Below are 26,512 nucleotides of genomic sequence, written 5' to 3'. Positions count from 1 at the left end.
CCGTCGGCGGATCGTCCCGGAGGTAGTGTCAGTCGAGGTCGAACACCCGGTCGTTGAGGTCGGCGGCGTCCGTATCCCACAGAGTGAGGACCCGCGCGGCCAGTACCTCTGGATCGAGCGCCTTGGCCCGGAACACGACGGATGCCGCGCGCAGCGGCTCCCCGGCATCGCGCGCGGACTTGGCATACCCCTGGGCGACGGCCCGGGTCCACGCCTCGCTCGCCGCCTTCACTGCGGCGTAGTTCGCCCCGCCGGCGAGGGGACGCGCGACAGCCGTCGACGACACGATCGCGAACCGGCCCGCTCCCGATGCGCGGAGTGCCGCGTCGAACGCCCGGCTCGTCGCGCGAACGGCCTCGAGCGCGGGCAGCAGTGCGGCGAAATCGTCGTCCGACTGCCCGGCGAGGCCTCCGCCTCCGCGCCAGCCGCCGACGAGCGGGAGCACCGCGTCGACGGGGCCGATCTGCGCCGCCAGCACGGTCATCTCGTCGAGCGAGGTCGCGTCCGCGAGAAACACCTCCGCACCCGCATCTGCCAACGCCTGCAGCCCTTCGGGAGAACGGCCGGTCGCGATCACGCGAGCCCCCGCACCGTGCAGAGCGCGTGCCACCGCCCGGCCCGCCGCACTGGTCGCTCCTGCGAGCACCAGGGTGCGGCCGGACGGTCTCGATTCGATGACTTCATCCATGTCGCTCACTCTTCCGGTTCGGAGGGGCTTCTGCGGCCGGAACCCGCGGAGAGATCCGCAGAACAGGTTCCGGCCGCAGCGCGGTGCGCCCCAGCGTCACACTCGGAACGCGCGCAGTGCGCGCGTGGTCATCAGTCGTCCGTACCGCGGATGCCGACGGTCGATTCGATGACGGGCTTCATCTTCTTGTGGAGGGTCTCGAAGAACATCGACAGCGGGAACTCGTCGTCCATCACGGCATCCGTGTAGCCCTTCGGCGCCCCGGCGAGGATCTCGTCCGAGAGACCGCGAGCCCACTGCGATGCCGGGTGCGGGGTGAGCGTGCCGCGGACGAGCTCGTACGCGGCGAGCCAGTGCGCGACCTTGGGGCGGTCGATCGAGTGCCAGTACAGGTCGTCGATCGCGTCGCCGAGCGCCACGACGGCGTCCGGCACGGCATCCCAGTCGAAGGTGAGAGCGGTGTCGGTCCAGTGCAGCACGCCGCGCTGGTGCAGCCACGCGAACAGCAGCTGTCCGCCGACCGCGTCGTAGTTGCGGATGCGGGTACCGGTGATCGAGAAGCGGAAGATCCGGTCGAAGATCACCGCGTACTGAACGAGGTGCGCGTAGTCGTGCATCTCCTGTTCGGTCTCGGTGAGTTCTTCGCCGGCAGCGATCCGGGCCGCGAGCGCACGCTCGATCTTCACCGACTCGCGGAAAGCCGTCATGTCGCAGCGCATCTCCTCCAGTGAGTAGAGGAAGAACGGCATCCGCTGCTTGATCATGAACGGGTCGAAGGGCAGGTCGCCGCGCATGTGGGTGCGGTCGTGGATGATGTCCCACATCACGAACGTCTTCTCGGCCACCTGCTGGTCGTCGAGCATCGCGGCTGCCCGCTCCGGCAGGTCGAGGTTGGTGATCTCCGCCGCGGCGCGGGTGACGCGACGGTAGCGGGCGGCCTCGCGGTCCTGGAAGATCGCGCCCCAGGTGAAGGTCGGGATCTCGCGCATCGCGACGGTCTCGGGGAACAGCACGGCCGAGTTGGTGTCGTATCCGGGCGTGAAGTCGACGAGGCGCAGCGAGACGAACAGCTTGTTGCCGTAGTCGCCCGCTTCGAGCGCGGCGATGAACTCCGGCCAGATCGTCTCGACGATCAGCGCCTCGACCAGGCGGTCGCTCGAGCCGTTCTGCGTGTACATCGGGAAGACGACGAGGTGACGGATGCCGTCGACGCGGGTCTGCTGCGGCTGGAAGGCCATCAGCGAGTCCAGGAAGTCCGGCACGCCGAAGTCCTCGGATGCCCAGCGCTCGAAGTCGACCACGGACGCGGCGAGGTACTCGGCGTCGTGCGGGAAGGCGGGCGCGAGTGCGCGGATCGCGGCGGTGATCGCACCGACGAGCTCGCGGGCCTTCTGGTGGGTCGCTGAGCTTGTCGAAGCGTCCGGGATCGAGCCGTCCTTGATCTGCATCTCGCGGATGGCGATCGCGGCGTCCTTGAGCTGCGTCCAGGCGGCGGACTGATCCACATTCTGCGCCTGCACGGAGCCTGCCGAAGTGTCCTCGACGACCTCGGGTTCGCCGACGATGGCCTGAACAGCGGAACTGTTGGCGGAAAGAAGGGACATCGGGACCTCCGATCGGAGTCTTCAACGGAAAGATTCCGGCATATACGGAATCCTGACGATAATCTTACAGCCATGGATGATTCTGTCGACCGCGCGATCCTGACCGCGATCTCCCGTGACGGGCGCGCCACGCTCTCTCAGCTGTCGGAAGCCGTCGGCCTGTCGGTCTCGGCCGTGCAGTCGCGTCTGCGCAGGCTGGAGACGAGGGGAGTCATCTCCGGATATCAGGCGATCCTCGACCCCGAGCAGGTGGGCGCCCCGCTCTCGGCGTTCATCGAGATCACCCCGCTCGACCCGGCGCAGCCCGACAACGCCCCCGAGCTGCTCGAGCACCTCGACGCGATCGAGGCCTGCCACTCCATCGCCGGCGATGCGAGCTACATGCTGTTCGTGCGGGTCCCGTCGCCGCGTGCGCTGGAGGAGCTGGTCCGCGATGTGCGGCTCGCGGCGAACGTCAGCACCCGCACCACCGTCGTGCTGCAGACCTACTACGAGCACCGGCCGATCATCCCGGTGGGCTCGGCCGAGTAGCCGGGAGCGCGTCAGAGCACCGCGCCCACCATCGCCTCACCGAGTGGAGTGCGCAGGTGCAGCATCCGAGCGCCGTCGCGCTCGCTGCCGATCAGCCCCGCGTCTCGCAGCACGGCGAGGTGATGCGACGCGGTCGATATCGCGATGCCGGCTTCCTGTGCGACCTGCGACGTCGTGCGGGCGGTGCCCGCTCGGAGCAGGATGCCCGCTCGTGCCGGACCCAGCAGCGCGCCGAGCGCCTCTGTGGTCTCGGCGGCGTCCCGGGCCCAGCCGGCAGTGACGCCCCGGGCCGGGTAGAACAGCGTCGGTTGCGCCGGCGGCTCGGTGAGCACCATGCATCCCCAGGACGACATGACTGACGGCACCAGCACCAGGCCGCTTCCCCGGCAGTCGACCTGTTCACTGTGGCGGCGCAGCGAGACCCGGACGGCGCCTTCTCCCCAGGTCACCTGAGGGTGCAGGTCTCCGGCCATGGAGGCGATTCCGGCGCTCGCGATCGTGCGGGAGCGGACCGCGATGTCGGCGCGCAACAGGCGTTCGAGCTGTGGCCAGACGGGAGCCAGCGCGGCGTCCCATACCGCGGCCCAGGCGTCGGCGATCATCGAGCGCGCCCGTGCCGGCTGCCCCTGCATCTCGCCCAGCGCCTTCCGGCGGGCCCCGGTCGAGCGCAGCACCATCTTCCCGAAGTCGACGCGCATCGGACCGAGGGGTGCACCGCGCAGCTCGTCGAGCTCGGCCTCCGGCGTCAGGTCCCACCGCGGTGCGGTCGTCAGGAAGTCGGGCAGATACCCGTCATCGCCGACCACGGTCGTCAGCAGGGCGAACTCGTCTCGGGGCAGGCGGTCGCGCACGGCTCGCAGCCACCCCCACTGCAGCGGGTGCGCGGCGGGGCGCAGCAGCACTCGGACCGCGTGGGCCAGCTCGTGACCGGGGGAGATCCCGAATCGCACCGCCTCGACGTCGCCGGGGCTCAGGTGGAACTCGACGCGGTGGTCGGGGTGCTCGATGCCTTCGACCGGCGCGTTGTTTCGATCCACATCGAAACTCTAGGGCCGGCGCCGACGACTGTCGAGACTGAGGTCATGAACAGCACAACCCTTTCCATCCCGGTCGTCGCCGGCGCGGACATCCGCATCGGCACGGGCCGCAGCCGCAGGTTCGTCGGCGCCGAGCACGGCGCGGAGGTGTCGTACTTCTTCGTCGAGAATCAGCCCGGCGAAGGCCCCGGGCTCCACTGGCATCCGTATGCCGAGACCTGGGTCGTGATCGAGGGACTTGCCCGCATCACCGTGGGCGAGGAGACTTTCGTCGCCGGCGCGGGCGACACCGCGACAGGGCCCGCATACATCCCGCACTGTTTCACCAACGTGGGTGACGGGGTCCTCAGGATCATCGGCATCCACGCCTCCGCCACCATCATCCAGACGTTCCTCGACGAGGACTGAGTACCAGGAGCACCATGTCCTTCCAGGCATACCTCGACAACATCGAGACCAAGACGGGGCTGACCCCGCGACAGTTCATCGAGCTCGCGACGGAGAAGGGGTTCGACGCCACGACCAAGGCCACCCCGATCGTCGCGTGGCTCAAAGAGGACTACGGGCTGGGGCAGGGTCACGCGATGGCCCTCGTACACGTGATCACCAAGGGCCCGCAGATCAGCGCCAAGCACGTCGGCACGGGCGGCGCTCACTCCGACGCCTCCGACACGCTCTGGCTCGACGGCAAGGACAGCAATCCGAACCCCTGATCCGTCGTCCCGCTGAGGTCTGGCATCGGCCCGGCCAGTAGGATTCCCTGCGTGGCAGCATCCTCCCAGCGCAAGAAGAAGAATCGGTCCGCGAAGCACGCCCCGGCCCGTACCAGCGGCAACCCGGCGCGGCGTCCGGTCGTCGAAGCGGGGCCGGTCACTGCATCCGATTGGATCGGAGCCGCACGGCTGCGCACACTCCCGCTCGCGATCGCCCCGGTGATCATCGGCACCGGTGCGGCGCGCAGCACCGGTCCCGAATTCCACTGGGTGATCGCGCTCGCGTGCCTCGCCGTCGCGGTGCTGCTGCAGATCGGCGTGAACTTCACGAACGACTACAGTGACGGCGTCCGAGGCACCGATGCCCATCGTGTCGGTCCCGCGCGACTCACGGCATCCGGCCGGGTGAAGCCGCGCACTGTCCTGGTCATCGGACTGATCTTCTTCGCGCTCGCCGCTCTCGTCGGCCTCGCGATCGTCGTGCGCACCGGGCAGTGGTGGATGCTGGCGGTCGGTGCCGCGTGCATCGTCGCGGCCTGGTTCTACACCGGAGGCAAGCGCCCCTACGGCTATTACGGCCTCGGCGAAGTCTTCGTGTTCGTGTTCTTCGGGCTCGTCGCGACGCTCGGCACCACCTGGGTGCAGGTGTTCGAGCTGCCGCTGCAGGCGTGGCTCGGGGCGATCGCGGCCGGCCTGTTCGCGTGTGCCGTGCTGCTCGCCAACAACCTGCGTGACATCGACCAGGACCGCGAGGTCGGCAAGCGCACCCTCACGGTCTTGATCGGACGCCGCGCAACGCAGGTACTGTTCACTCTCTTCGTCCTGGCGCCGTTCGGGATCGCCGTGGCCATCGCACTGCTCTACCCGATCGCCTGGATCTCGCTCCTCGCGCTGCTGGCGGGGCTCCCTGCAATCGTGATCGTCTGGGCCTACCGGCAGCCGAGGGAGCTGGTCACCGCGCTCGCCCTGACGTCGCTGACATCACTCCTGTACGCCGGCGCCCTGTTCTGGGCGTTCGTCGGCTGACCTGCCCGGTTTGCCGTCCGGCTGAGCCGTCCCGGTTTGCCGTCCGGCCCACTCCCCGCCGCAGCCGCTGCCGCTTCTCGCACAACTTCGGAGATGTGACGCGACACCCCGAACGGGGTGCGGATGCCGCGGCGCGCCGTCGTCGATCTCCGAAGTTGTGTCGCGCCGGACGAGGCGGGAGCGCCGGACGAGGCGGGAGCGCCGGACGAGGCGGGAGCGCCGGACGAGCGGGAGCGCGGGACGAGGCGGGGGCGCCGGACGAGGCGGGAGCGCGGGGCAGGGGAGGGCGGTCAGGCCTTCGGGCCGTCGGTGGGGTCGGTCGCGTCGATCGCCTGGTCCTCGGCGTCGGCATCGGCCTGGCCGCCGGACGACCGGCTCTCGCGGCGCTCCGCGAGTCGGGCCGATGCATCGGTGAGCGGTGTGCGCAGGAACAGCATCGAGATGCTCATGCCGATGAGTGCGGCGAAGATCGCGGCGAGCCACCAATACTCGCGGAAGATCGGGAAGAAGAACCAGAGGATGGCGAGCGGGACGAGGAACGCCAGCAGCCGCAGCACGGTGTAGACGAGGAAAGGCGCGGGCTTCTTCACCCCTCCAGTCTACGTTCGCCGCGCGGGCCGCTCGGCGCCCGGGACCTCGATCCCCAGCCGAGCGAACGGGATGCCGCGCACGACCCGATGCCACGGGTGCTCCCCGAGCGACCAGAGCAGCCCCGCGTCGATGTCGAGCGCCAGGTCTTCGCAGCCGACCGGGAGGGGCACGTCGTCCCGCTCCAGTGCCGTCCGCGGCCCGCTCCACAGCGCCCCGGGTCGCAGGCCGTCGGACTGCGACACGAAGTGGCGGTCTCCCCAGCGCACGGCGCCCTGCATGCGGGGGATGCCGGGCGTGAACATGTGCTCCTCAGCGAATCGGCCGTCGGCGTCCTCGGGGATGGAGAACTCCCCGATCCGCCCGCTGTCGTCGATGCGGTGCTCGCCGATGAGCACACGCCGCAGGGGAGCGCCGCGCTCGTCGAACACCCGGCCCAAGTACGAGCAGCGCAGCGCGACGGGGTGCACACGCGTGCGGACGGCGACGAGTGCCGTGGTGCGACCGCGCCGAGGTTGCCTGCCGGCGATGCGCTGAGCGGTGGCGCCGCGGACCTCCCGCACATCGGCGAGGTCGAATTCCCAGATGCCCCGACCGGTCGCGGCGACGAAGAGTCGGTCGTCGAACCAGGCGAGTCCACCGGCGTGAATCGGCGCCGGCTGCAGCTCGCCGTCGTCGCCGGGAATGGCGAGCAGCACGTCGAGATGGCGCGAGCGCTCGAGGTCGACGAAAGTCACGCGGGAGGCGAGGTGCACGCCGTCGAGCTGCTGCCGGAACCAGCTCACCGCCAGGGTGCGTCGCCCCCGCCACTCTCCGAGGTCGATGCCCTGCGGGTACCAGCGTCGAGTCCAGGTGCGGGCGGTCAGCCAACGCAGATCCACCGTCTCGCGCTGCTTCCGTCGCACCGGACGCCATATCGTTCCGAACGGCCAGAGCATGCTCCCATCGTCCCCGATCGCACGCGTCGTCGCGAACACCGTCGCGACTCGCGTCCTGTATCTCGGCCTACGTACAGCTTCACGAAATGCGACATGTATCATGTTACGTGTCGTCGCGTGTATCTCTGGGGGGAGGGAACGCGACGACGCCACACGTCCCGAGTCCGGCTGATGGGGGCCAGCAGGGCTCGTGGCGGGTGGGGTCGCCATCGGTGGCCCTGCTCCCCGAACGCTCCGCGTTCGGCAGTGCGCAGCACTGGGAGGTGTGGCTCCGTTCGGGTACGGGGCCACACCTCACTGCCACCACGAGGCCGCGTCGTGTGCGGACACCGTTCGTTCACCTTCGCGTCGCCGTCCGGCAACGGCGACCTGGCACGATTCCGGAACACCGCCAGTCCCTGGAGTTCCGTGCGCACACCCCTCGTCACCGTCATCCTGCCCGCGAAAGACGCCGGCGAGTACATCGGGACGACGCTCGAGACACTCACCCGCCAGTTCGAGGATGCGTCGGCGCTCAAGCTCGTCGCGATCGACGACGGCTCGCGTGACGACACGGGAGCGCTCATGCGCGCGTATGCGGAGCGGCTCCCGCACGTCGAGGTCATCCGGAATCCCATCGCCCGGGGGCTCGCGACCGCCCGCAATCAGGGCCTCGAACGCGTCGAGGGCGACGCCTTCTGCTTCCTCGATGGTGACGACTGGATGCAGCCGCGCCGGCTCGAGGTGCTCGTGTCGCGGTTGCGCGAGTTGGACTGCGACTTCCTCCGCACCGACCATGTCACGGTCACCGGTACGCACCGGACGCTCGTTCGCGCCCCGCATCCGTGGCGCGAGCGCGTGGCCGTGCCGCGCGAGGCGATCCTGCCTGAGAACGAATCCACGATGGTCGACTATCCCTACGCGTGGGCGGGTGTCTTCCACCGACGTGTCCTCGACGACGGGCTGGCGCACTTCCCGGAGGGGCTGTTCACGGCGGAGGACCGGCCCTGGATCTGGCGGCTCCACCTTCGCGCTCGGTCGTTCGCGGTCGTGGACGCGCCCGCGCTGCTCTACCGGCGCGGCGTCGCGACGTCGCTCACGCAGGCGAGGGATCGGCGGCAGCTCGACTTCGCCCGGGCGATGGACGAGGTCATCGCCGTGGTCGAGGAGGACCCCGAGGCGGAGCGCTTCCTGCCGAAGGTCGTGTGGACCGCGCTCGCGCTCAGCTCCCACCACCTGGTGCGCGCTCGCCGCATGCACCCGCGGCTGCGTGCCGAGATGCGCGGCGGCATCCGGGACATGCTCCGTCGCCTGCCGGATGCCGAACTCGACGAGACCCTGACCCGCTTCGACGGGCCGCGCCGACGGGTGCTGGCGCGGGTTCTCCGGCAGGCGGGGCGGTCGGTATGACTCAGATCTTCGCGCTGCACAGCGCCTACGGGCTCGCCACAGCCGCCGCGGCGATCGACGCCGGCCTTCTCGGCCATGACGGTGGGGCGGAGCGCATCCTCGTGCCGTTCACCTCGAGCCGGGTGCCGGAGACGGCGGTCGGCATCGCGGACGACCCCGTGCTCGGACCGCTGCGCACGCGGTTCGATCGCGTCGAGCCCCTGGAGGAGCTGCTCGGTCCGCTGCATCCGAGTGGGTGGGAACCTGCCGAGGCCGACCTCCCGATGCTGGAGCGGCTGTTCGAGCGGGCGTGGCAACTCGATCCGCGAGACCTGGAGCTCTTCGTGCAGAGCCCCCAGGTCGCGCCCGCCCGCACGCTGATGGCGCTGTTCCCGCACGCGCGGATCACGATCGTGGGGGATGGGCTCATGACGTACTCGCCGATGCGCGTGCGGCTGCCGTATGCGGTCGCGGCGCGCATCGAACGAGTCGTCCATGCCGACGTGGTGCCGGGCGTGCGACCGCTCGTGGGTGCTCCGCAGGCCGGGGTCGTCCCGGTTCCTCCGGCCGCGTTCGCGGCGGTGCTGCGAGAGACGGATGCCGGAGGGCCAGGCGCCGATGACGACGTGCCCAGCGTGCTGGTCCTCGGCCAATACCTGTCGGCGCTCGGACTCATGACCCCCGCCGCGGAGATCGACCTGCAGAAGCAGTTGATCGACCGCGCCGCGCGATGGTCTCCGCAGCGCATCGTCTTCAAGCCGCACCCCGCTGCGCCGCCGTTGGTGACCGCGGCGGTCCGCGACAGGGCGCACGTCCACGGGATCGACTTCGTGGAGTATCGCGGCCCGCTCGCGGCGGAGCTGTTGGCCGAACGGCTCGACGCACTGGCCGTCGTCGCCGGGTTCTCGACCGCGTTGCCGACCGTGCACGCACTCTTCGGTCGGGAGATCGGGTCGGCGGGCAACGACCGGATGCTGGCAGCACTGACGCCGTTCGAGAACAGCAACCGGATCCCCGTGACCCTGGTAGATGCACTCACCCGCGACGATTCGCCCTACGGCGACTCCGCCCGACTGCAGCTGCTGATCGACGCGGTGGGCTATGGGATGCAGCCCGAGAACGCCGCCCACCTGCGCGGTCGCGCCGAAGAACTGCTGCGGGGCCTGGACCCGGTCGAGCGGGATCGGTACTTCGCGCCGCGACGGCTCGCGGAGCTGCGGCTGCCGGGGGCGCCGCGGGAGAGCGCCGCGCGTCGGGCGTTGCGCCCCGCCGGGGGAGTGGGCAGGGTCGAGGAGTGGCGGCTCAACGCCCTCGGCGCCCGGCGACGCGTCGGCCGTGCCTGGAAGGCGCTGCGCGGGCGATGACGATGACGATGACGATGACGATGACGATGACGATGACGACGGCGATGACGCGATGACGCGAGGATGAACGACATGGACGAGCAGCAGCCCCTCACGGTGGCGATCATCCCGGCGCGTGGCGGATCGAAGCAGGTGCCGCGCAAGAACCTCCAGCGCGTGGGCGGAGTGCCGCTGGTCGAGCGCGCCGTCCGGGCCGCGGCCGCGGCATCCGGCATCGACCTGGTCGTGGTGTCCACCGACGACGACGAGATCGGGGCGGTCGCTACCGCGGCGGGCGCCCGTGTCATCCGCCGCCCCGCTGCGCTCGCCGGTGACACCGCGACCTCGGAGAGCGCGATCCTGCATGCCCTCGACGAGCTCGAGGCGCAGGGCGAACGCGTGGAGATCGTGGCGTTCCTGCAGGCGACCTCTCCGTTCATCCTGAGCGACGCGCTCGCCGCGGCCGTGGAGGAGATCCGCGCCGACCGGGCCGACAGTGTGTTCGCGGCCCACGAGACCTACGGGTTCCTGTGGCGGGAGGATGCCGACGGGAGCGCGGTCGCGATCAACCACGAGGCGGCTCACCGCCCGCGGCGCCAGGACCGCGAACCGCACCACCTCGAGACCGGCGCCTTCTACGTGTTCCGCGCCGACGGCTTCCGTGAGAGCCGGCATCGGTTCTTCGGCAGGATCCGCATCGCGGCGGTACCGGAGTGGACGGCGATCGAGATCGACGATGCGGATCAGCTCCGGGTCGCCCGCGCTCTCGCGACCCTGCACGAGGTTCCAGGGCGCATCCCGGTGCGGGCGGTCGTGACCGACTTCGACGGCGTGCACACCGACGACACCGCGATCATCGATGCCGACGGCGGGGAGCGGGTGCGGGTCAGCCGCGAGGACGGGATGGGCGTGGCCCTGCTGCGCCGTGCCGGGGTTCCCCTGCTGATCCTGTCGACGGAGGTGAACCCGGTCGTCCGCGCTCGCGCCGACAAACTCCGCGTGCCGGTCCTGCACGGCATCGACGACAAGGAGACGGCGCTGCGCGATTGGGCGCACGAGAACGACGTGCCCCTCGCCGACATCGCCTACCTCGGCAACGACGTGAACGACCTCCCGGCGCTGCGGATCGTGGGGTGGCCCATCGCTGTCGCGAACGCGCATCCGCTCGTCATCGAAGAGGCCAGAGTCGTTCTCCGCCGCCGTGGAGGAGAGGGAGCCGTGCGGGAGCTGATCGAACGGGTGTTGTCGAGCTGACCGATGCCGGTAACCCGGTCGTCGCCCGGTGTTCATCCTCGCCCCGTATTCAGGAGGGAGGGGCTGCACCAGCGCTCGACGACCGGAGGAATCATGACTGTCAGCATCGGCTCACGAGTGATCGGCGGCGGGCGTCCTGCGTACGTCATCGCCGAGATCGGACTCAACCACAACGGCGATGTCGACATCGCGAAGAAGCTCATCGACGTGGCGGCCCGCGCCGGCGCCGACGCCGTGAAGTTCCAGAAGCGCACGCCCGAGATCTCCACTCCCGAGCACATGCGCGACGTTCCGCGTGAGACGCCGTGGGGTGTCATGAGCTACCTCGACTACCGTCGTCGCGTCGAGTTCGGCCGCGAGGAGTACGTCGAGATCGGCGACCACGCCACCATGCTCGGCCTCGACTGGTTCGCATCGCCGTGGGATGTGCCGAGCGTCGACTTCCTCGAAGACCTCAACGTGGTGGCGCACAAGGTCGCCTCGGCGAGCCTCACCGACACCGAGCTGCTCGTCCGTCTGCGCGAGACGGGCAAGCCCGTCATCCTCTCGACCGGCATGTCGACCATCGAGCAGATCGACCGGGCGCTGGACACGCTCGGCACCGACCGTGTGGTCCTCATGCATGCGACCTCGACGTACCCGCTCGAGCCTGAAGAGGCGAACCTGCGCGTGATCGCCACCCTGCGCGACCGCTACCCCGGTGTGCCCGTCGGCTACTCGGGACACGAGCGCGGCCTCCAGATCTCGCTCGCCGCCGTGGCGATCGGTGCGGTCGCGGTCGAGCGTCACATCACGCTCGATCGCACGATGTGGGGCTCCGACCACGCCGCCTCTCTCGAGCCGACCGGCCTCGAGCACCTCGTGCGGGACATCCGGGTGATCGAGCGGGCGACCGGCGACGGCGTCAAGCGCGTGTTCGACAGCGAGCGCGCGCCGATGGCGAAGCTGCGTCGCGTCTCCGCATGACCGACGCCCCCGGCATCCGCGTCGTCGCCATCGCGGACGCCGACTCCTTCGTGAAGTGGGCGGCATCCCTGCTGGGCTCGGTCCCGGGTCTGCAGCCGCACCTGCTGGTCGTGCGCACGCCGCTCACGGCCAGCGTCGAGCAGCAGCGCACCGCGCTCGCCGGCACGACGCTCGGACCCGACGACGTCACCCGCATCGGGTTCGCGGAGGCGGCGGACTGGCTGGCCGGGCAGCGACCGGACGTGGTCCTGCTCGCGGGGCGCGGACCGTTCGTGCGCCTGATGGGACGGGTGATCGACGCGCTGGAGCATCGACCGGTGACCGTCTCGGGCCTGCCGGGGATGGCGATCCCCGCGCAGCGCGGGGCGCTCGGCTATCGCCGTCACACCGACCTGCTGGTGGTGCACTCGCATCGCGAGGTGCGGGCGTTCGAAGAGCTCGGGCGGCATATCGGCGTGCAGACACCGGTTGCTCTCGCGACTCTGCCGTTCGCCCGGCGTCGGCAGCGGATGCTGCGCCCGGAGTGGATGCGGAGCGCCGCTGCTGCGGGTGGTCGCGGTGGCATCGCGGTCGCCGAACGCCCGGCGCCGACGGTGGCGGAACGACCTCCCGCGACCGACATCGTGTTCGCCGCGCAGGCGCTCGTGCCCGTCGGGAAGGACGAGCGCGCCGAGATCGCGGCCATGCTGGTTCGGGCCGCGGAAGCCGAGCCCGCGCGACGCGTGGTGGTGAAGCTGCGGTCGCGGCCGGGGGAGTCGGAGACGCACCTCGAACGCGAGCCCTACGCGGGGTTGCTGCCGTCGCGCCGGCCGCAGAACCTGGTGTTCTCCTACGACTCGATGTCCACCGCGCTGCAGACCGCGGCCGGACTCGTCACGGTGAGCTCGACCGCTGCGATCGAGGCCACTGCCCTCGGGGTGCCGGTGATCGCGCTCGACTCGTTCGGGGTGAGCAAGAGCTTGCTGAACACGGTGTTCGTGGGAAGCGGACTGCTCGGCGGCCGGAGCGAGGTCGTCGCCGGGCGGTTCCGGCATCCGCATCCGGATTGGCTCCGCGACAACTACTTCCATCCCGAGGCGGAGTCGACGTGGTGGGAGCGGGTCGAGCAGCTCGTCGCCCTGCGGCGCTCGGGCGCCTTGCCGGCGCGGCGTGTCCCGGCGGCTCGAGGAGGGGCCCTGCACGAGGCCTGGCATCGGGCGAGCGTGCTCGGGGCCGAGGACCGCACGGCGCGGGGGAGAGTGGCGCTCGCGATCGGCGTTCCCTCCACCCGCGCGATGGCCGCGGCCCGCGCGCGCCGGGCTCCGGCAGGCGGCGGCACCTGGTCTGACGCTTCGACCGACTACACGCTTGAGCCGAACCCGTTCGACGACTCGATCCGGCGCTGAGTCGGCCGACGCGACCAAGAACCAGACGAGGCCTGTTCCCGTCCGTGTGTCGAGCCGGGACACGCCGACAGTGCGCCGCTGCGTCTGGGTTTTGGCATCCCCACGCCGCGGCGCACCGTCGGGTCGAATCAGTTGCTGCGGCGGATGGCGCGCACTCCGACGATCAGCCCGACCACGGCGACCGCCAGTGCCGACACCCAGCCCCAGAGCACGGTCACATCTCCCAGGTCGCCGGCGAACAGCGCCCGCTCGGCCTGCACGACCCAGTTGACCGGATTGACCGAGGCCACGGCGCGCATCCACTCCGGAGCATCGTCGAGCGGCAACAGCATCCCCGAGAGGATCAGCAGCGGGAAGATCAGCGACTGCTGCACGCCCCAGAACAGCCACTCCCGGTCTTTCGTCGCCAGAGCCAGCGAGTACGACAGTGAGCCCAGGCCCACACCGAACACGGCCAGCAGTGCGAGTCCGATGAGAAGGCCGGGGATGTCGGCGGCGAAGCCGAACGGCCAGGCGATCAGCACGATCACGAGCGCCTGCACCACGATCGGCGCGATCTCCTTGAGAGCACGTCCGACCAGCAGCGAGGAGCGCGCGAGCGGGGCGACCAGGGTGCGCTCGTGCGAGCCGGTCATCATCTCGTACTGCAGGTTCGACCCGGTGGCACCGGTGCCGAACAGCACGATCATCACGAGCACGCCGGGCACGAACCAGGCCAGGGTGTCGCCGGCGGGCTGCCCCGAGTCGCCGATCAGCAGAGGAGCGAACAATCCGAGGAAGACCAGCGGCTGCAGCAGGCTGAAGATCAGCGTGAACGGATCGCGGAGCACGGGCTTGAGCTCACGCGTCAGCACATTCCGGGTGTCGCGCGCGAGGTTGGGGCGCACGAGGGTGTCGGTGGTGGTCATGAGAGGACTCCTGTCGTGCTGTTCGCAGAGGGGGTGGGGGTGTCGGCGGATTCGGATGCCTCGCCCACGGCATCAGCTCCTTCGCCGGCGTCGCGCAGTGTGCGGCCGGTGAGGGCGAGGAACACGTCGTCCAGCGTGGGTGGCACTCCGGTCGCTCGGCGCACGAGGATGCCGGCGGCGTCGAGCTCGCGCACGATCACCGGCAGCAGTCGGTCGCCGTCCGGCACGGCGAGCGAGATCGCGGCGTCGTCCACGCTCACCTCCGCGCTGCTGAGACGGGCCACCACGGCACGGGCGCTCGCCGCCTCCGCGGCATCCGAGAATCCGAAGGTCAGCACGTCGCCGGCCAGGGTCGCCTTGAGGGAGGCGGCGTCGTCGTCGGCGATGATGCGCCCCTTGTCCATGACCATCACGCGCTCGGCGTAGCGATCGGCCTCTTCCAGGTAGTGCGTGGTGAGGAAGACGGTGGTGCCGTGCTGCGTGCGCAGATCGAGGATGTGCTCCCACAGGTTCGCCCTGCTCTGCGGGTCGAGTCCGGTGGAGGGCTCGTCGAGGAAGATCAGCGGCGGCGCGTGCATGAGCCCGAGGGCGATGTCGAGCCGGCGCTTCTGTCCGCCGCTGAGCTGCTGCACGCTGCGAGTTGCGAAGGAGGAGAGGTCGAGCGACTCGATCAGCTCGTCGGCCCGCTTCGCGCTGTCGCGTCGCGACATCCCGTAGAACGCGCCCTGGCTGAGCAGCTCGTCGCGCACGCGCTGCGAGAAGCTGCCGCTCGTGAGCTGACCGACGTAGCCGATGCGGGCGCGCACCCCGGCCGCATCGGTGCGGATGTCGTGCCCCACCACTCGCGCGCTCCCCGAGGTCGGCGGGATGAGGGTGGTCAGCATCCGCAGAGTGGTCGACTTTCCGGCACCGTTCGGTCCGAGGAAGGCGACGAGTTCGCCGCGCACGGCGGTGAAGGAGACGTCGGTTACGGCGTGCACCGGCGTCTTCTTGACGGTGAAGACCTTGGTCAGGCCTTCGGTCTCGATGAGGGAATCGTTCATGGGAGTGAGCGTAAGAAAGCATGCGGACAGATCCTGTCCGCATCATCTGGCAATCTGGACGCATGACCGATACCACCTCGCGTGCTCTCGCTCTGCTCAATCTGCTGCAGACGCACCGGCACTGGCCGGGAACCGAACTCGCCAGCCGGCTGGGCGTCACCGAGCGCACGGTGCGACGCGACGTCGACCGATTGCGCGAACTCGGTTATCGGGTGGAGTCGACCCCGGGTGTCGCCGGCGGCTACCGCCTCGAGGCCGGGAGCGCGGTGCCACCGCTGCTGCTCAACGACGACGAGGCTGTCACGATGGCGATCGGGCTGCGCGTCGCCGCCACGCAGCAGCTCGTCGGCGGTCCCGAGGTCACCCTCACGGCCCTGGCCAAGCTCGAGCAGGTGCTGCCGTCGGCGCTGCGCCAGCGGGTGAACGCGCTCGCCGCGTCGGTGCAGGCGCCGTTGATCGGGGAGGGCCCCGTCGTCTCGCCGGCGGTGATCGGCGAGATCGCTCTCGCCACGCGCGATCATGAGCGACTCCGCCTCCGCTACGTGGATGGTGAGGGGCGGGAGAGCGTTCGCCGGGTCGAGCCGCACGCACTGGCGCCGGCCGGTCGCAAGTGGTTCCTGCTGTGCTGGGACCTCGACCGTGAGGACTGGCGCACGTTCCGCGTCGACCGGATCGTCTCGGTCGAGCACACGCGCGTTCTGTTCGCCCGCCGTGACATCACCGAGGAGGAGATCGAGGAGCTCGTGCTGATCGCGTCGTCCTGGACCCCGCAGAAGGTCGAGGGCGCCGCCGTGATGGACCTGCCTCTCGCCGAGATGCAGGACCGCTTCGGCCCCTGGTCGCAGGGCGCGACGGCCGTCGGCGAAGACCGCACGCGGTGGCCGATCGGCGGCTCGGACTGGCGCGAGACGATGTACGCGCTGCTGTGGATCCCCGAAGGCGTCGAGTATTCTGTCGCGCTCGCGGAGCCCCACCGGGCAGAGCTCCGTGAGGCGGTCGCTCGGCTGCTGCGCGCCCTCGACGCCCCGGATCCGGATGACGCCGGGTGACCGGCATGCGTCATCCTCAGACTCATAGGGTTATCCCAGGCAACGGTCCTGGCGGGTCAGATCACGGCCGGGTAACGTCATCCCCATCGCGGCGATCCGGGCGGTCCCGGGCCTCAGCTCATATCTGATGGCGTTGCGGGTTCGACTCCCGCCGTCGCGTCCAATTCAGGTCAGTCGGCGACCGTCGGGCGGAACCGTCAGCGATTCCGCCGCTTCGAACGGATCAGGAGCGCCTGCGAGAGCACCAGGCAGCCCATCGCGGCGACGGTGAACCACAGGGTCGGGCTCAGCACCTCTGTGAGGATCAGCACCGCGCACACCAGCCCGAAGAGGGCGCCGAAGAGGAGCAATCCCCACTGCAAACCGGTGCTGCTCTCGTTGCGTCGCATCCCTTCACCCTGCCAGCCGGGCGCGTCGATGTCGACCTGACGTGGCCTCGTTCGGTGTGGGCGACGGGATGCTTGCGCGCCGCCTCGCGCGCCCCTAGCTTTCGGCTATGACGAACGCATCCGGCGCAGGGCGAAGGACCCGAACATGTCGCGATTGACGCAGACACTGATCCCGCGGTCGCAGCGGCTCTCGGCCGAGGCGCTGGACGACGCCCTCAATCTGAGCGCGGGAGACACGCTCAGCAAGCGTTCCGGTTTCCTCATCATGCTCACGCTGTCGGGGGTCATCGCGATCGCGGGGGTGCTGACGGACTCGACGGCGACGGTGATCGGGGCGATGATCATCGCGCCGCTGGGTACTCCGATCCTCGGCATCGCCTGGGGGATCGTCACGGGGCATCTGCGCCTGGTGGTGTCCTCGATCCTGTGGGTCCTCAGCGGGGTCGGCATCGTCGTCGCGCTCGGGCTGGCGCTCGCCGTCTTCGTCGCGACACCGGAGAGCCTGTCGACCAACTCGCAGGTGATCGGGCGCACGTCACCGAGCCTGATGGATCTGATGGCCGCGCTCGCGACCGGGCTCGCCGGCGGCTTCGCGATGTGCCGGAAAGACCTCAGCGCGGTGCTGCCGGGTGTCGCGATCGCGATCTCTCTCGTGCCGCCGCTCGGGGTGGTCGGAGTCTGCGCGGGTCAGGGGCAGTGGCCCGAGGCCCTCGGCGCGCTCGTGCTGTTCCTCTCGAACGTCTTCGCCCTGGTGATCGCCGGAAGCATCGTGTTCACGATGGCCGGTTACGCCCGCGACCCCGGATCCTCACCCACCGCCAATCGACGCCGCGCCTACGCGATCGTCGCGACTCTGAGCCTCATCATCGCCATCCCGCTCGCCGCGAACTCGATCGCCTCCGTCGCCGTCGCCCGGTGGTCGGTCGAGATCCAGAACACGACGACCGACTGGCTCGACGGGGATCCGGATGCACACATCCACGGGGCCGTGCAGTGGAGCGGACTCACCGCCACGATCTCCCTCACGACCCCCGACGGGTCGACCCCGCCGCTGGACGAGCTGCGGGACGACATGGCGAAGGTGATTCCCTCGTACGTCGGGGTGATCGTCGATGTGGGGCAGGGGACGGAACTCGCCGTGCAGTGAGCGGGAGGGGGCGGCGAGGTGCACACGGGAAACAGAGTGGTCAGTGCATCGGGAACGCTCGATCGGCGTTCGGCCTCCGAGGACCTCGGAGGCCTTTTGCCTTTCCGGGTAGACCGTGAACCGCCCCTACAGCCCCAGCTGGTCCAGCCGTTCCTCGAAGCGCACCTGCACGTCTTCGGGCTCGTCGCCCTCGGCATCGGCCCAGATCGCGTCCAACTCCTTCTGCACGGAGTCGGGGAGGGCAGCGAACTTCTCGTCCCAGGCGGCGACGGGCGTCCAGTAGCCGACGACCTTGAAGCGGGTCGCGGGCAGGCCGAGTTCCTTGCGCAGGTACTTGCGCACGTCGCGCAGCGCGACGGTCTCACCGGCCACCCACACGTAGCCCTCGTCGAGCGGGAGTCGGTCGTCGACGATGCCGCGCACGAGCGGGCCGAGCGCGCTGGGACCGTGGCCGTTACCGCCGACCATCCAGGTGACCTCGACGTCGGCGCCGACCTCGAGCGGCACGCGGTCCGCCTCGCTCGGCACCTCGAGCACGACCCGGGTGCGCACACCCGCCGGAGCCTGGGCGATGATGCGCGCCACGGCCGGAAGCCCGGTGAGGTCGGCGACGAGCACCTGCCAGGTGATGCCCTCCGGCGGCGAGTAGAGACCGGTCGGGGAGTTCAGCCCGAGCACGTGACCCGGCTCCGCGCGGGCGGCCCACGGCCCCGCGACACCTGCCTCGTGGATCACGAAGTCGATGTCGAGCTCGCCGGCATCCGGGCGCACACCGCTGATCGTGTACGTGCGCATCGGTGCCTCGGGGGCGCCCTCCGGTGTCTCCCACCAGTCGCCCGCGGGCACGGGCAGCGAGACATCCTTCGGGTCTTCACCGTGCGGGAAGAACACCCGCACGTACTCGTCGCCGATGCCGGTGCTGAGGAAGTCGGAGATGCCGTCGCCGCCGAGCGTGACGCGGACCAGGGTCGGGGTGAGGGTGGTGGTGCTGCTGACGATGCCGCGGTGGATGCTCACGGAGTCTCCGTCTCTGTCGTGGGGGTCTGGCCCGTGGGGGTCTGGCCCGTGGGGGTCGGGGAAGGGGGAGTGCTGCGGGTCTGGGCGAGCCAGGAGTCGCGGTAGAGGCCCTCGATGGCGAGGAGCTCCTCGTGCGTGCCGCGCTGCGTCGGCCTGCCGTCGGCGAACACGACGATCTGATCCGCGGTGACCGCCTGCTGCAGCCGATGCGCGATGAGCACGGCGGTACGCCCCTCGCGCAGAGCCGCGATCGCGTCTTCGACGGCTTCGCGATGATGGAGCCCGACGTCGGCGGTGGCCTCGTCGAGGATCACCACTTCAGGATCGGCGAGGAACGCCCGCGCGACGGCGAGCTGCTGGATGCGTCCTTCGTCCAGCGGAACGGCGGACTCGGATGCAGCGCCTCCGTCCCGCTCGGCGACCATCGCGTCGACCGCCCACTGCGCTCCCACCGCCCGCAGCGCCGCCGCAATCTCGTCGTCGCTCGCGTCGGGGGCGACGAGCCGCAGGTTGTCGGCGATCGTGCCCCGGAAGTGGTGCAGCTCCTGGGACAGGTAGTACGGCGCCTCCGCACTCGACGCCAGGTGCACGCTGCCCGAGGTCGGTGGATGATGCCCGGCGATCACGCGAGCCAACGTGCTCTTGCCCGACCCGGACGTGCCGACCAGTGCGGCCGTGGTGCCCGGGGCCACCCGCAGGTTCACGTCGCTGATGCCGCGACCGGTGGTCGGGTAGTGGAACGTGACGTCGCGCACCTCGATCCCGTCGGATGCCTGAGGCGCGGCATCCGTCCCTCGCGCGACAGGGGCGGGCGCGAGGTCGATGACCCCGACGAGTCGCGCCAGTCCGATCGCCGCCCGCTGGATGTCGTCGAGCCCGAAGATCAGCTGCCCCACCGGGCCGAACAGGCGGTGGAAGAGCAGCGCGGCCGTGGTGACGGCTCCCACCGTGATCGCGCCCGCGGACTGCAGCAGGAACCCGACGCCGAGGATCGCGGCCAAGCCGACGAGCTCGCCGCCGTTGATCCACCGGAACAGCCGATTGGTCACCCGCACGCCCTCGATCTGCATCCGGATCGACGCCTCGGCGCGCTCACGGACCCGCTCGAGTGCAGGTTCCTGTTCGTTGAACGCGGTGAGCGTCTCGATCCCCTCCACGGCGTCGAGCACGGCTTGACTGCGGGCGGCTTCGCGCACCCGCACCTCGCGGAACACCACGCGCGACTTCCGCAGGAAGGCTCGGGTGCCGAGCACGTAGAACGGCGCGGAGGCGAGGCCCGCGAGCGCCAGCCAGGGGTCGAGAGCGGTCAGGGCGACCACCGAGACCCCGATCGCGAAACCCGCCGACAGCAGCGTCGGAGCGACGTTGCCGCCGGCTTCGGCCACGGCATCCACATCGCCGGTGACGCGGGAGAGCAGGTCGGCACTCTCGCCGTCGTCGACCGCGCCCACCGGCAGCCGCATCGCCGAGGCGAACACGTCTTCGCGGAGGGTGGCCAACATGTCCTGCACCAGACCCGTGAGCACGCGCACCGCCCACAGCATCACCACGGCTGCCCCGATCACGCCGAGGCCCGCACCGGAGACCCACCCGGCGATGGTCGTGAATCCCGCATCCGACGAGACGGCATCCACGATCCGGCCGAGGCACGCGGGCATGACGATCCCGAGGGCGGATGCCGCGAGGAAGAGCGCGGCGACCGCCGCCGCTCGACCCGGATGCTGCCGCAGCAGCCCGCCGACGACGGCCCGTACTCGGGCGCCGGAGGCGATCGGCAGCAGCGGTGCGGGCGAGGTCAGGTCACTCATGCGGAGCCTCGATCCGGGGAGAGGGGAGGTCGATGACCCGGTCGCAGGCACCGAGCAGCACGGGGGAGGTGGTGATCACGATCACGGTCTCGCGGTGTTCCGCGAGGGCGCGGGCGATGTGCGCCTCGGTGAGGGCGTCGACGGCCGAGGTCGGCTCGTCGAGCACCAGTACGTCGGCCTCCGCGTGCAGGGCGCGGGCGATGCCGATGCGCTGACGCTGTCCTCCCGAGAGTCGTCGTCCGGCCTCGCCGACCTGCGACTCCCACCCGCCGACCTGCACCACGGTGTCGTGCAGCGCCGCCATCTCGATGAAGGGCGGGTGCGCGGGCTCCTCCACTCCGTGACCGCGCACGGCCTCGCGCAGCGAACCGCTCACGATCGTCTGGCCGTGCGGCGGGGCGACGACCCGGCGGCGGTACTCGACGGGGTCCAGGTCGATCAGGTCGCAGAGCTCGCCATCGACGGAGACCGACACGAGGCCGCGCTCGGCGCGCGTGCGCAGGCCCAGCAGACGGGAGAGGGCGCGGGCCGTGTCGCTGTCGGGTGGACGGATGCCGAGCAGCTCCCGCTCGCGCACCTCCACGCGCGGGGACTCCGAGTCGGCACGGAAAGCCAGCATGACCTCGCCGGCCGGCGCTGCCGGGGCAGGAGGCGCGGCGGGCGGGTCGAGCAGGTCTTCGGCATCGATCACCTCGGCGAGGCGCTTGGCCGAGGCGAGCTTGTGGATCCAGTTGCTCGGGAAAGAGCCCGCATATGCGAGGTAGCCGCTGATGAACTGGGCGAGGCCGAGCACGGTCACCAGCTCGCCGACGCCGGTGCGGCCCTCTGCCGCGAACCAGGCCGACATGCCCGCGAGCGCGGTGGTCGCGACCGCGGCCAGGGTGCCGCTCACCGCCTCGTACGAAGCGAGGGACCGACCGGCGGCCGTCGCCGCACGGCGCGAGGTGTCGCTGGCCGCGACGTAGCGCCGCACAGCCTCCTCGCGGGCGCCGATTCCGACGAGCACCCGGAAGCCGCTCATGAAGTCGGCCGCGACCGCGCCGGCCTCGGTCGCCGCGTGCTGCTCGGCGAAGCCGCGACGCTCCAGCGGACGCGAGACCACCTGCATCACGAACATCATCGCGATGGTCGAGCCGAACACGACGATGGTCGCGACGGGCGAGATCACCAGCATCGCGAGTCCGGCCCCGATGATCGCGGCGATCGTGGAGCACTGCTGCGCGACCGACCAGGCGACTCCGGCCACGCGGTAGGTGTCGGAGGTGACGAAGGTGAGGGCCTCGCCCGGGGTGACCGTGCGGCGGGAGAGCCGAGGGCGCAGCATCCGCGACAGGGTGAGGTGGCGCAGCGCCTGCTCGCCGTAGCCGTAGATCGAGACCATGAGCCGGGAGGCTGCCTGGTAGCTCGCGGTCAGTACGAGGAACGTGCCCGCCAGTACGCCGAGCCAGAGCGCGAGGGCTGCGGGGTCGGCGGGGAGCACCGCGCGGTCGATCGTCGCTCCGATGAGGACGGGGATCGTGGCCTCGGCGAGGGAGTGAACGATGAGCAGCGCGGTCGCCCCGGCGAGGGCGGTGCCGCGCCCCTCGTCCTTCAGCGCGATCCCGAACAGTCTGCGCGGCGTGGATGTCACGGCGTCCGCCGTCCGAGCGGCAGCACCAGCGGGGTTCCCGAGACCGGGTCGGTGATCACACGGCACGGAAGGTCGTACACGGCCTGGACGAGCTCGGCGGTGATGATCTCGCGGGGATCGCCCTGCGCCATGATGGCCCCGTCGCGCATCGCCACGAGGTGCGTCGCATAGCGGGCGGCGTGGTTGAGGTCGTGCAGCACGGCGACGAGCGTCGTGCCGTCGCGGTGCAGGTCGGCGAAGAGCTCCATCAGGTCGATCTGGTGCGCGATGTCGAGGAACGTCGTCGGCTCGTCGAGCAGCAGGTGCTTGGTCTGCTGGGCGAGGGCCATCGCCACCCACACCCGCTGCCGCTGCCCGCCCGAGAGCTCGTCGACCAGGCGCCGCGACAGGTCGGTGACCCCGGTCGCGGCCATCGCCTCGGACACCGCGCGCTCGTCGGCGCTGCTCCAGGTGCGCAGGGCGCTCTGGTGTGGGAAGCGTCCGCGCCCGACGAGGTCGGCGACCGTGATGCCGTCGGGGGCGATGGACGATTGCGGCAGCAGCCCGAGTTTGCGGGCGGCCTCCTTCGGCTTGAGCGAGCGCAGCTCATCGCCGTCGAGGAGCACCGCACCGGTGGTCGGGCGCAGCAGCCGGGCGAAGCCGCGCAGCAGGGTCGACTTGCCGCACGCGTTCGGCCCGATGATGATCGTGAACGAGCCGTCGGGAACCTCGAGCGACAGGTCGGAGATGATGGGGGTCTCTCCGTAGCCCAGCGTGATGTCGCGGGCCAGCAGCGAAGCGGTCATGGGTGTTCCTTTCAGGTGCGGCGCGTGTACTGGGCGGCCAGCAGCCAGGCGAGGTAGAGACCGCCGACCGAGACCGTCACGACGCCGACCGGCACGGCGACGAGCTGGGCGACGGCATCCGACACCACGACGAGGGCGGCGCCGGTCAGCATCACGGGCACCGTGCCCATCGGGGTGTTCGAGCGGGTGAGGCGCTGCGAGATCTGCGGGGCCGCGAGGGCGATGAACGAGATGGGGCCGGCGGCGGCGGTGACGAGCGCGACCAGGGCCACGCCGAACACCATCGCCATGAGTCGGGTGCGGCCGGGGCTGATGCCCAGGGCGGTGGCCGCGTCGTCCCCCATCTCCAGGACCGGAAGCGTGCGGGCGAGGGGGAGGGAGAGCAGGGTGACGATCGCGAACACGATCGCCGCCGGGATCAGCTGGTCGAAGCCGAGCGAGGCGAGCGAGCCCGCCCCCCAGGTCGCGGCCATCATCGCCTTCTCGACGCTGACCGAGATCAGGATCCACGAGGTCAGCGACCCGAGCCCCGCCGAGACGCCGATGCCGACGATGATCAGGCGGAACGACGACATGGTGTTCTTGTTGGCGAGCACGTAGACGAGCAGGGCGGTGAGCAGCCCGCCGACGAGTGCTCCGGCCGCCTTGAACATGTAGGTGTTCAGCTCGAGCACGATCATCACGAGCGTCACGCCGAACTGGGCGCCGATCCCGAAGCCGATGATGTCGGGGGAGCCGAGCGGGTTCCGGGTGAGAGACTGGAAGATGCCGCCGGCGAGGGCCAGAGCCGCCCCGCACAGCACCGCGAACAGCACCCGCGGGAGTCGCCACTCGAAGACCACCTGGCGGATGTCGGGGTCGGATGCCGGGTCGACGATGGCTCGGAGTACCGAGGCGAAGTCGACCTCGTAGGCCCCGATGGTCATCGAGGCGAGGCCCGTTCCGACGATGACGACGACGAGCACGACGCTGACGACGACGGAGCGCACCGGGATCAGCGCGGCGATGCGCCGGGTCTCGATCCGGATCAGGCGACGGCCGTGATCGACCGGGGCGAACTCGGCGTGCGCAGTGTCGAGGTCGGGCAGCGTGACCGGCTTCTGGTCGATGCTCACAGTCCGCTCACCCGCTTCCGGCGCACGAGGATGATCAGGATCGGGGCTCCGAGCAGGGCCGTCACGATGCCGACGCGCATCTCTCCGTTCGGGAGCACGATGCGGCCGAGGATGTCGGCGAACAGCAGGAACGCGGGGCCGATGATCATCGAGTAGGTCAGCACCCAGCGTTGATCGGGACCGGTGAACCAGCGGACGATGTGCGGGATCATGAGCCCGACGAACGCGATGGGGCCGGCGGCGGCGACGCTGGTTCCGGCCAGCAGGGTGACGGCGATGATGACGAGGATCCGCGTTACGCGCACTCGCGCGCCGAGCGCCTGCGCCAGGTCGTCGCCCAGGGCGAGGGCGTTCAGCGAGCGCGCGCACAACAGGCCGATCAGCAGACCGATGGCGATCAGAGGCGCCGCCCACGCGAGCTGATCGAGGGTGCGTCCGCCGATCGAGCCGACGCCCCAGAACCGCATGACCTGGAGGGTGCCGAGGTCGCGCAGCACGATCGCGGTGGTGAATCCGGTGAAGGCCGCACCCAGGGCGACTCCGGCGAGGGTGAGCTTCATGGGGGTCGCGCCCGACGCTCCGAACGAACCGAGCACGTAGACGAGCAAGGTCAGGGCGAAGGCGCCCGCGAGGGCGAACGGCACGTAGGCGCCCGGAGCCGTCAGGCCGAGCACGCCGACGGCGAAGGTGACGGCGAAGGAGGCACCGGCGTTCACGCCGAGGATGCCGGGGTCGGCCAGCGGGTTGCGGGTGAATGCCTGGATGAGCCCGCCGCACACGGCGAGGGCCGCGCCGACGACGATGCCGAGCAGAGTGCGTGGCACCCGCAGCTCCATCACCATCAGATGCAGCGGGTTCTCGTCATTGTAGGAGAACAGGGACTGGAGCACGGTGAGCGGGTCGATTGCGCGGCTGCCGATCGCGAGCGAGGCGATGACGGCGACCACCAGCACCACGGCGGAGACGAGGAGTCCCAGCACCAGCGTCCCGTTGCGGTGCGGGGAGTCGTCGCTGCGACTCCCCGCACCCGTTTTCGAGACGTCCGTGCCGCCTTGCGTCGCCAGGGACATCTCGCGGGTCACTTCCCGTCGATGGTCGGCTCGCCCTGCAGTGCGGCTGCGAGGTCGTCGACGTACTTCGGGAGGATGTACTTCAGCGACAGCACGGTCGGCGCGCTGATCGCGGAGGCTTCGGCATCGTTCGCGTAGATCACGTAGGACCCGTCGGCGATCGGCTCCCACCGGGAGACGACCTTGTTCTCGACCGTGTAGGTCCCCTCGTCCGCGCTGCCTCCCCAGGCTGCGAACAGGTCGGCCTGCACGTCGTAGAGGTTCTCGAGGCTGACGCCCGTGTACCAGTTGTCGCCCTCGGCGCTCGCGAGGAAGCTGTCCATCGCCGAGGTCGAGGTGAAGCCCAGCGCCTCGGTGATGCGCACACGCGGGTCGTACTCGAGGTAGACGCCGAGGTCGGTGCCGCCCTCGTTCAGGGTCAGGCCCCAGACGAAGGTCTTGTCCTGGAACTCGGGGTGCTCGCCGGAGAGGGTGGTGATCTGCTCCTCGGTCTCGGCGATCAGCTCCTCGGCCTTCGCATCCTCGGACAGGGCCTTGCCGACCGTGCGGGTCATGCCCTCCCAGGTGCCCGGGTTCCACGGCCCCTCGATGTACGGCACCGTCGGGGCGATCTCGCTCAGCCGCTCGTACTCGATGTCGGTGACGCCCGAGTAGAGGCTCAGGATCAGGTCGGGCTTGAGCTCCTTGATGGCCTCGTAGTTCGGACCGTCTTCGACGAAGGGGATGATCTCGGGGGTCTCGCCGTACTCCTCGGTGACGTAGTCCTCGAACCAGGGCTGGTACCCGCTCTCACCCGCGCCCCAGACCTCTTCGATACCGACCGGGTTGGTGCCGAGAGCCGCGACGATGTCGGGGGTCATCCAGCCGAGGGCGACCACGCGCTGCGGCTTCTCGGGGATCACGGTCTTCCCGTGGCCGTGCTCGATGACCACGCCGTCCGTCGCGGCGGAGGCGGATCCGGATTCCTCCGGGGCCGATGAGCACCCCGCGAGGGTGAGGGCGGCGGCGAGGGCCGCGGCGACGAGGGCCGAGCCTCGGCGGATCTTCGGGCGCGCAGAAGCGTGCGACATGGTTCTCCTTCGGGAAGGGGGGAGGGGTGTGCCGCGTCGA

26 protein-coding genes and 1 tRNA gene are annotated in these 26,512 nt (G+C 70.3%); 12 read left to right on the top strand and 15 right to left on the bottom strand.

Annotation, left to right across the window (positions count from 1 at the left end; all coding sequences use genetic code 11):
• Positions 1–28: 28 nt before the first annotated feature.
• Both ACFC14_RS01680 and ACFC14_RS01675 read right to left on the bottom strand, forming a co-directional pair.
• A complete protein-coding gene (locus ACFC14_RS01680; RefSeq protein WP_376100821.1) occupies positions 29–688 on the bottom strand; it encodes an SDR family NAD(P)-dependent oxidoreductase in 660 nt (219 codons plus the stop codon).
• A gap of 131 nt (positions 689–819) precedes the next feature.
• Positions 820–2,292 carry a DUF6421 family protein gene (locus tag ACFC14_RS01675; RefSeq protein WP_376100819.1) on the bottom strand — a complete coding sequence of 491 codons (1,473 nt, stop codon included), beginning with the start codon at positions 2,290–2,292 and terminating at the stop codon, positions 820–822.
• A gap of 72 nt (positions 2,293–2,364) precedes the next feature.
• On the opposite strand from ACFC14_RS01675, the gene ACFC14_RS01670 reads away from it, so the two are divergent.
• Positions 2,365–2,823 carry an Lrp/AsnC family transcriptional regulator gene (locus ACFC14_RS01670; protein ID WP_376100817.1) on the top strand — a complete coding sequence of 153 codons (459 nt, stop codon included), beginning with the start codon at positions 2,365–2,367 and terminating at the stop codon, positions 2,821–2,823.
• An 11-nt stretch (positions 2,824–2,834) separates the two neighbouring features.
• Here the strand turns inward: ACFC14_RS01670 and ACFC14_RS01665 are convergent, their stop codons facing one another.
• Entirely contained in the window at positions 2,835–3,860 is a 1,026-nt protein-coding gene (locus ACFC14_RS01665; protein ID WP_376100815.1) for a DUF5937 family protein, read from the bottom strand.
• Positions 3,861–3,905: 45 nt separating this feature from the next.
• Between ACFC14_RS01665 and ACFC14_RS01660 the strand changes: the two genes are divergently transcribed.
• The 3 genes from ACFC14_RS01660 to ACFC14_RS01650 are packed head-to-tail and all read left to right on the top strand — an operon-like array spanning position 3,906 to position 5,599.
• The gene (locus ACFC14_RS01660; RefSeq protein WP_376100813.1) at positions 3,906–4,268 is read left to right on the top strand and encodes a cupin domain-containing protein; all 363 of its coding nucleotides are present in this window, start codon (positions 3,906–3,908) and stop codon (positions 4,266–4,268) included.
• 14 nt (positions 4,269–4,282) lie between these two features.
• Positions 4,283–4,573, top strand: a complete 291-nt coding sequence (locus tag ACFC14_RS01655) for a DUF4287 domain-containing protein (protein WP_136041352.1) — start codon at positions 4,283–4,285, stop codon at positions 4,571–4,573.
• Between the two features lie 51 nt (positions 4,574–4,624).
• Complete coding sequence (locus ACFC14_RS01650) at positions 4,625–5,599, top strand: 1,4-dihydroxy-2-naphthoate polyprenyltransferase (RefSeq protein ID WP_376100811.1); 975 nt, start codon at positions 4,625–4,627, stop codon at positions 5,597–5,599.
• A gap of 290 nt (positions 5,600–5,889) precedes the next feature.
• Here the strand turns inward: ACFC14_RS01650 and ACFC14_RS01645 are convergent, their stop codons facing one another.
• On the bottom strand, positions 5,890–6,189 hold the full coding sequence (locus ACFC14_RS01645; protein WP_376100809.1) for a DUF4229 domain-containing protein: 300 nt from the start codon (positions 6,187–6,189) through the stop codon (positions 5,890–5,892).
• Between the two features lie 9 nt (positions 6,190–6,198).
• The gene (locus ACFC14_RS01640; protein ID WP_376100807.1) at positions 6,199–7,125 is read right to left on the bottom strand and encodes a hypothetical protein; all 927 of its coding nucleotides are present in this window, start codon (positions 7,123–7,125) and stop codon (positions 6,199–6,201) included.
• A 408-nt stretch (positions 7,126–7,533) separates the two neighbouring features.
• Between ACFC14_RS01640 and ACFC14_RS01635 the strand changes: the two genes are divergently transcribed.
• From ACFC14_RS01635 to ACFC14_RS01615, 5 genes are all read left to right on the top strand, one after another.
• Positions 7,534–8,514, top strand: coding sequence for a glycosyltransferase family 2 protein (locus ACFC14_RS01635; protein ID WP_376100805.1), 981 nt, complete (start codon positions 7,534–7,536; stop codon positions 8,512–8,514).
• Positions 8,511–9,857, top strand: coding sequence for a polysialyltransferase family glycosyltransferase (locus ACFC14_RS01630; protein ID WP_376100803.1), 1,347 nt, complete (start codon positions 8,511–8,513; stop codon positions 9,855–9,857). The genes ACFC14_RS01635 and ACFC14_RS01630 overlap by 4 nt, the downstream gene beginning before the upstream one ends.
• Before the next feature lie 72 nt (positions 9,858–9,929).
• A complete protein-coding gene (locus tag ACFC14_RS01625) occupies positions 9,930–11,090 on the top strand; it encodes a cytidylyltransferase domain-containing protein (RefSeq protein WP_376100801.1) in 1,161 nt (386 codons plus the stop codon).
• A 93-nt stretch (positions 11,091–11,183) separates the two neighbouring features.
• On the top strand, positions 11,184–12,056 hold the full coding sequence (locus ACFC14_RS01620; protein ID WP_376100799.1) for an N-acetylneuraminate synthase family protein: 873 nt from the start codon (positions 11,184–11,186) through the stop codon (positions 12,054–12,056).
• Complete coding sequence (locus ACFC14_RS01615; RefSeq protein ID WP_376100797.1) at positions 12,053–13,441, top strand: DUF6716 putative glycosyltransferase; 1,389 nt, start codon at positions 12,053–12,055, stop codon at positions 13,439–13,441. Before ACFC14_RS01620 ends, ACFC14_RS01615 begins: the two co-directional genes overlap by 4 nt.
• Positions 13,442–13,569: 128 nt before the next feature.
• Here ACFC14_RS01615 and ACFC14_RS01610 read toward each other — a convergent pair whose 3' ends face one another.
• Entirely contained in the window at positions 13,570–14,349 is a 780-nt protein-coding gene (locus tag ACFC14_RS01610) for an ABC transporter permease (protein ID WP_376100795.1), read from the bottom strand.
• On the bottom strand, positions 14,346–15,392 hold the full coding sequence (locus ACFC14_RS01605; protein WP_376100793.1) for an ABC transporter ATP-binding protein: 1,047 nt from the start codon (positions 15,390–15,392) through the stop codon (positions 14,346–14,348). Before ACFC14_RS01605 ends, ACFC14_RS01610 begins: the two co-directional genes overlap by 4 nt.
• 62 nt (positions 15,393–15,454) lie before the next feature.
• On the opposite strand from ACFC14_RS01605, the gene ACFC14_RS01600 reads away from it, so the two are divergent.
• Both ACFC14_RS01600 and ACFC14_RS01595 read left to right on the top strand, forming a co-directional pair.
• The gene (locus ACFC14_RS01600) at positions 15,455–16,441 is read left to right on the top strand and encodes a helix-turn-helix transcriptional regulator (protein ID WP_376100791.1); all 987 of its coding nucleotides are present in this window, start codon (positions 15,455–15,457) and stop codon (positions 16,439–16,441) included.
• Positions 16,442–16,528: 87 nt separating this feature from the next.
• Positions 16,529–16,604 (top strand) — tRNA-Met (locus ACFC14_RS01595).
• A 34-nt stretch (positions 16,605–16,638) separates the two neighbouring features.
• On the opposite strand, the gene ACFC14_RS01590 is transcribed toward ACFC14_RS01595, so the two are convergent.
• Positions 16,639–16,830 carry a hypothetical protein gene (locus ACFC14_RS01590; RefSeq protein WP_376100789.1) on the bottom strand — a complete coding sequence of 64 codons (192 nt, stop codon included), beginning with the start codon at positions 16,828–16,830 and terminating at the stop codon, positions 16,639–16,641.
• 145 nt (positions 16,831–16,975) lie between these two features.
• Here ACFC14_RS01590 and ACFC14_RS01585 point away from each other — a divergent pair, with 145 nt between their 5' ends.
• Complete coding sequence (locus tag ACFC14_RS01585; protein WP_376100787.1) at positions 16,976–17,977, top strand: TIGR00341 family protein; 1,002 nt, start codon at positions 16,976–16,978, stop codon at positions 17,975–17,977.
• Between the two features lie 126 nt (positions 17,978–18,103).
• On the opposite strand, the gene ACFC14_RS01580 is transcribed toward ACFC14_RS01585, so the two are convergent.
• Genes ACFC14_RS01580 through ACFC14_RS01550 form a run of 7 tightly spaced genes read right to left on the bottom strand, consistent with a single transcriptional unit; the run spans position 18,104 to position 26,472 of the window.
• Entirely contained in the window at positions 18,104–18,994 is an 891-nt protein-coding gene (locus ACFC14_RS01580; RefSeq protein ID WP_376100785.1) for a siderophore-interacting protein, read from the bottom strand.
• Positions 18,991–20,802 carry an ABC transporter ATP-binding protein gene (locus ACFC14_RS01575; protein WP_376100783.1) on the bottom strand — a complete coding sequence of 604 codons (1,812 nt, stop codon included), beginning with the start codon at positions 20,800–20,802 and terminating at the stop codon, positions 18,991–18,993. The genes ACFC14_RS01580 and ACFC14_RS01575 overlap by 4 nt, the downstream gene beginning before the upstream one ends.
• Entirely contained in the window at positions 20,795–22,432 is a 1,638-nt protein-coding gene (locus ACFC14_RS01570) for an ABC transporter transmembrane domain-containing protein (RefSeq protein WP_376100781.1), read from the bottom strand. Before ACFC14_RS01570 ends, ACFC14_RS01575 begins: the two co-directional genes overlap by 8 nt.
• Positions 22,429–23,217 carry an ABC transporter ATP-binding protein gene (locus ACFC14_RS01565; protein WP_376100779.1) on the bottom strand — a complete coding sequence of 263 codons (789 nt, stop codon included), beginning with the start codon at positions 23,215–23,217 and terminating at the stop codon, positions 22,429–22,431. The genes ACFC14_RS01570 and ACFC14_RS01565 overlap by 4 nt, the downstream gene beginning before the upstream one ends.
• An 11-nt stretch (positions 23,218–23,228) precedes the next feature.
• Positions 23,229–24,332, bottom strand: coding sequence for a FecCD family ABC transporter permease (locus tag ACFC14_RS01560; protein ID WP_376100777.1), 1,104 nt, complete (start codon positions 24,330–24,332; stop codon positions 23,229–23,231).
• A complete protein-coding gene (locus tag ACFC14_RS01555) occupies positions 24,329–25,414 on the bottom strand; it encodes a FecCD family ABC transporter permease (RefSeq protein ID WP_376100775.1) in 1,086 nt (361 codons plus the stop codon). The genes ACFC14_RS01560 and ACFC14_RS01555 overlap by 4 nt, the downstream gene beginning before the upstream one ends.
• A complete protein-coding gene (locus ACFC14_RS01550) occupies positions 25,411–26,472 on the bottom strand; it encodes an ABC transporter substrate-binding protein (protein WP_376100773.1) in 1,062 nt (353 codons plus the stop codon). Before ACFC14_RS01550 ends, ACFC14_RS01555 begins: the two co-directional genes overlap by 4 nt.
• Positions 26,473–26,512 lie beyond the last annotated feature (40 nt).

Origin of the sequence: Microbacterium sp. NPDC055988, from assembly GCF_042269505.1 — a bacterium.
Classification (GTDB): domain Bacteria; phylum Actinomycetota; class Actinomycetes; order Actinomycetales; family Microbacteriaceae; genus Microbacterium.
The sequence above is the reverse complement of the archived record's forward strand: the minus strand, read 5'-3'. Positions and strand labels throughout refer to the sequence as shown.

Coding starts and splice junctions, on each gene's coding strand:
- ACFC14_RS01680 (WP_376100821.1), bottom strand. CDS start 688: ATGGATGAAGTCATCGAATCGAGACCGTCCGGCCGCACCCTGGTGCTC.
- ACFC14_RS01675 (WP_376100819.1), bottom strand. CDS start 2,292: ATGTCCCTTCTTTCCGCCAACAGTTCCGCTGTTCAGGCCATCGTCGGC.
- ACFC14_RS01670 (WP_376100817.1), top strand. CDS start 2,365: ATGGATGATTCTGTCGACCGCGCGATCCTGACCGCGATCTCCCGTGAC.
- ACFC14_RS01660 (WP_376100813.1), top strand. CDS start 3,906: ATGAACAGCACAACCCTTTCCATCCCGGTCGTCGCCGGCGCGGACATC.
- ACFC14_RS01655 (WP_136041352.1), top strand. CDS start 4,283: ATGTCCTTCCAGGCATACCTCGACAACATCGAGACCAAGACGGGGCTG.
- ACFC14_RS01640 (WP_376100807.1), bottom strand. CDS start 7,125: ATGCTCTGGCCGTTCGGAACGATATGGCGTCCGGTGCGACGGAAGCAG.
- ACFC14_RS01630 (WP_376100803.1), top strand. CDS start 8,511: ATGACTCAGATCTTCGCGCTGCACAGCGCCTACGGGCTCGCCACAGCC.
- ACFC14_RS01625 (WP_376100801.1), top strand. CDS start 9,930: ATGGACGAGCAGCAGCCCCTCACGGTGGCGATCATCCCGGCGCGTGGC.
- ACFC14_RS01620 (WP_376100799.1), top strand. CDS start 11,184: ATGACTGTCAGCATCGGCTCACGAGTGATCGGCGGCGGGCGTCCTGCG.
- ACFC14_RS01615 (WP_376100797.1), top strand. CDS start 12,053: ATGACCGACGCCCCCGGCATCCGCGTCGTCGCCATCGCGGACGCCGAC.
- ACFC14_RS01610 (WP_376100795.1), bottom strand. CDS start 14,349: ATGACCACCACCGACACCCTCGTGCGCCCCAACCTCGCGCGCGACACC.
- ACFC14_RS01605 (WP_376100793.1), bottom strand. CDS start 15,392: ATGAACGATTCCCTCATCGAGACCGAAGGCCTGACCAAGGTCTTCACC.
- ACFC14_RS01600 (WP_376100791.1), top strand. CDS start 15,455: ATGACCGATACCACCTCGCGTGCTCTCGCTCTGCTCAATCTGCTGCAG.
- ACFC14_RS01590 (WP_376100789.1), bottom strand. CDS start 16,830: ATGCGACGCAACGAGAGCAGCACCGGTTTGCAGTGGGGATTGCTCCTC.
- ACFC14_RS01585 (WP_376100787.1), top strand. CDS start 16,976: ATGTCGCGATTGACGCAGACACTGATCCCGCGGTCGCAGCGGCTCTCG.
- ACFC14_RS01575 (WP_376100783.1), bottom strand. CDS start 20,802: ATGAGTGACCTGACCTCGCCCGCACCGCTGCTGCCGATCGCCTCCGGC.
- ACFC14_RS01565 (WP_376100779.1), bottom strand. CDS start 23,217: ATGACCGCTTCGCTGCTGGCCCGCGACATCACGCTGGGCTACGGAGAG.
- ACFC14_RS01550 (WP_376100773.1), bottom strand. CDS start 26,472: ATGTCGCACGCTTCTGCGCGCCCGAAGATCCGCCGAGGCTCGGCCCTC.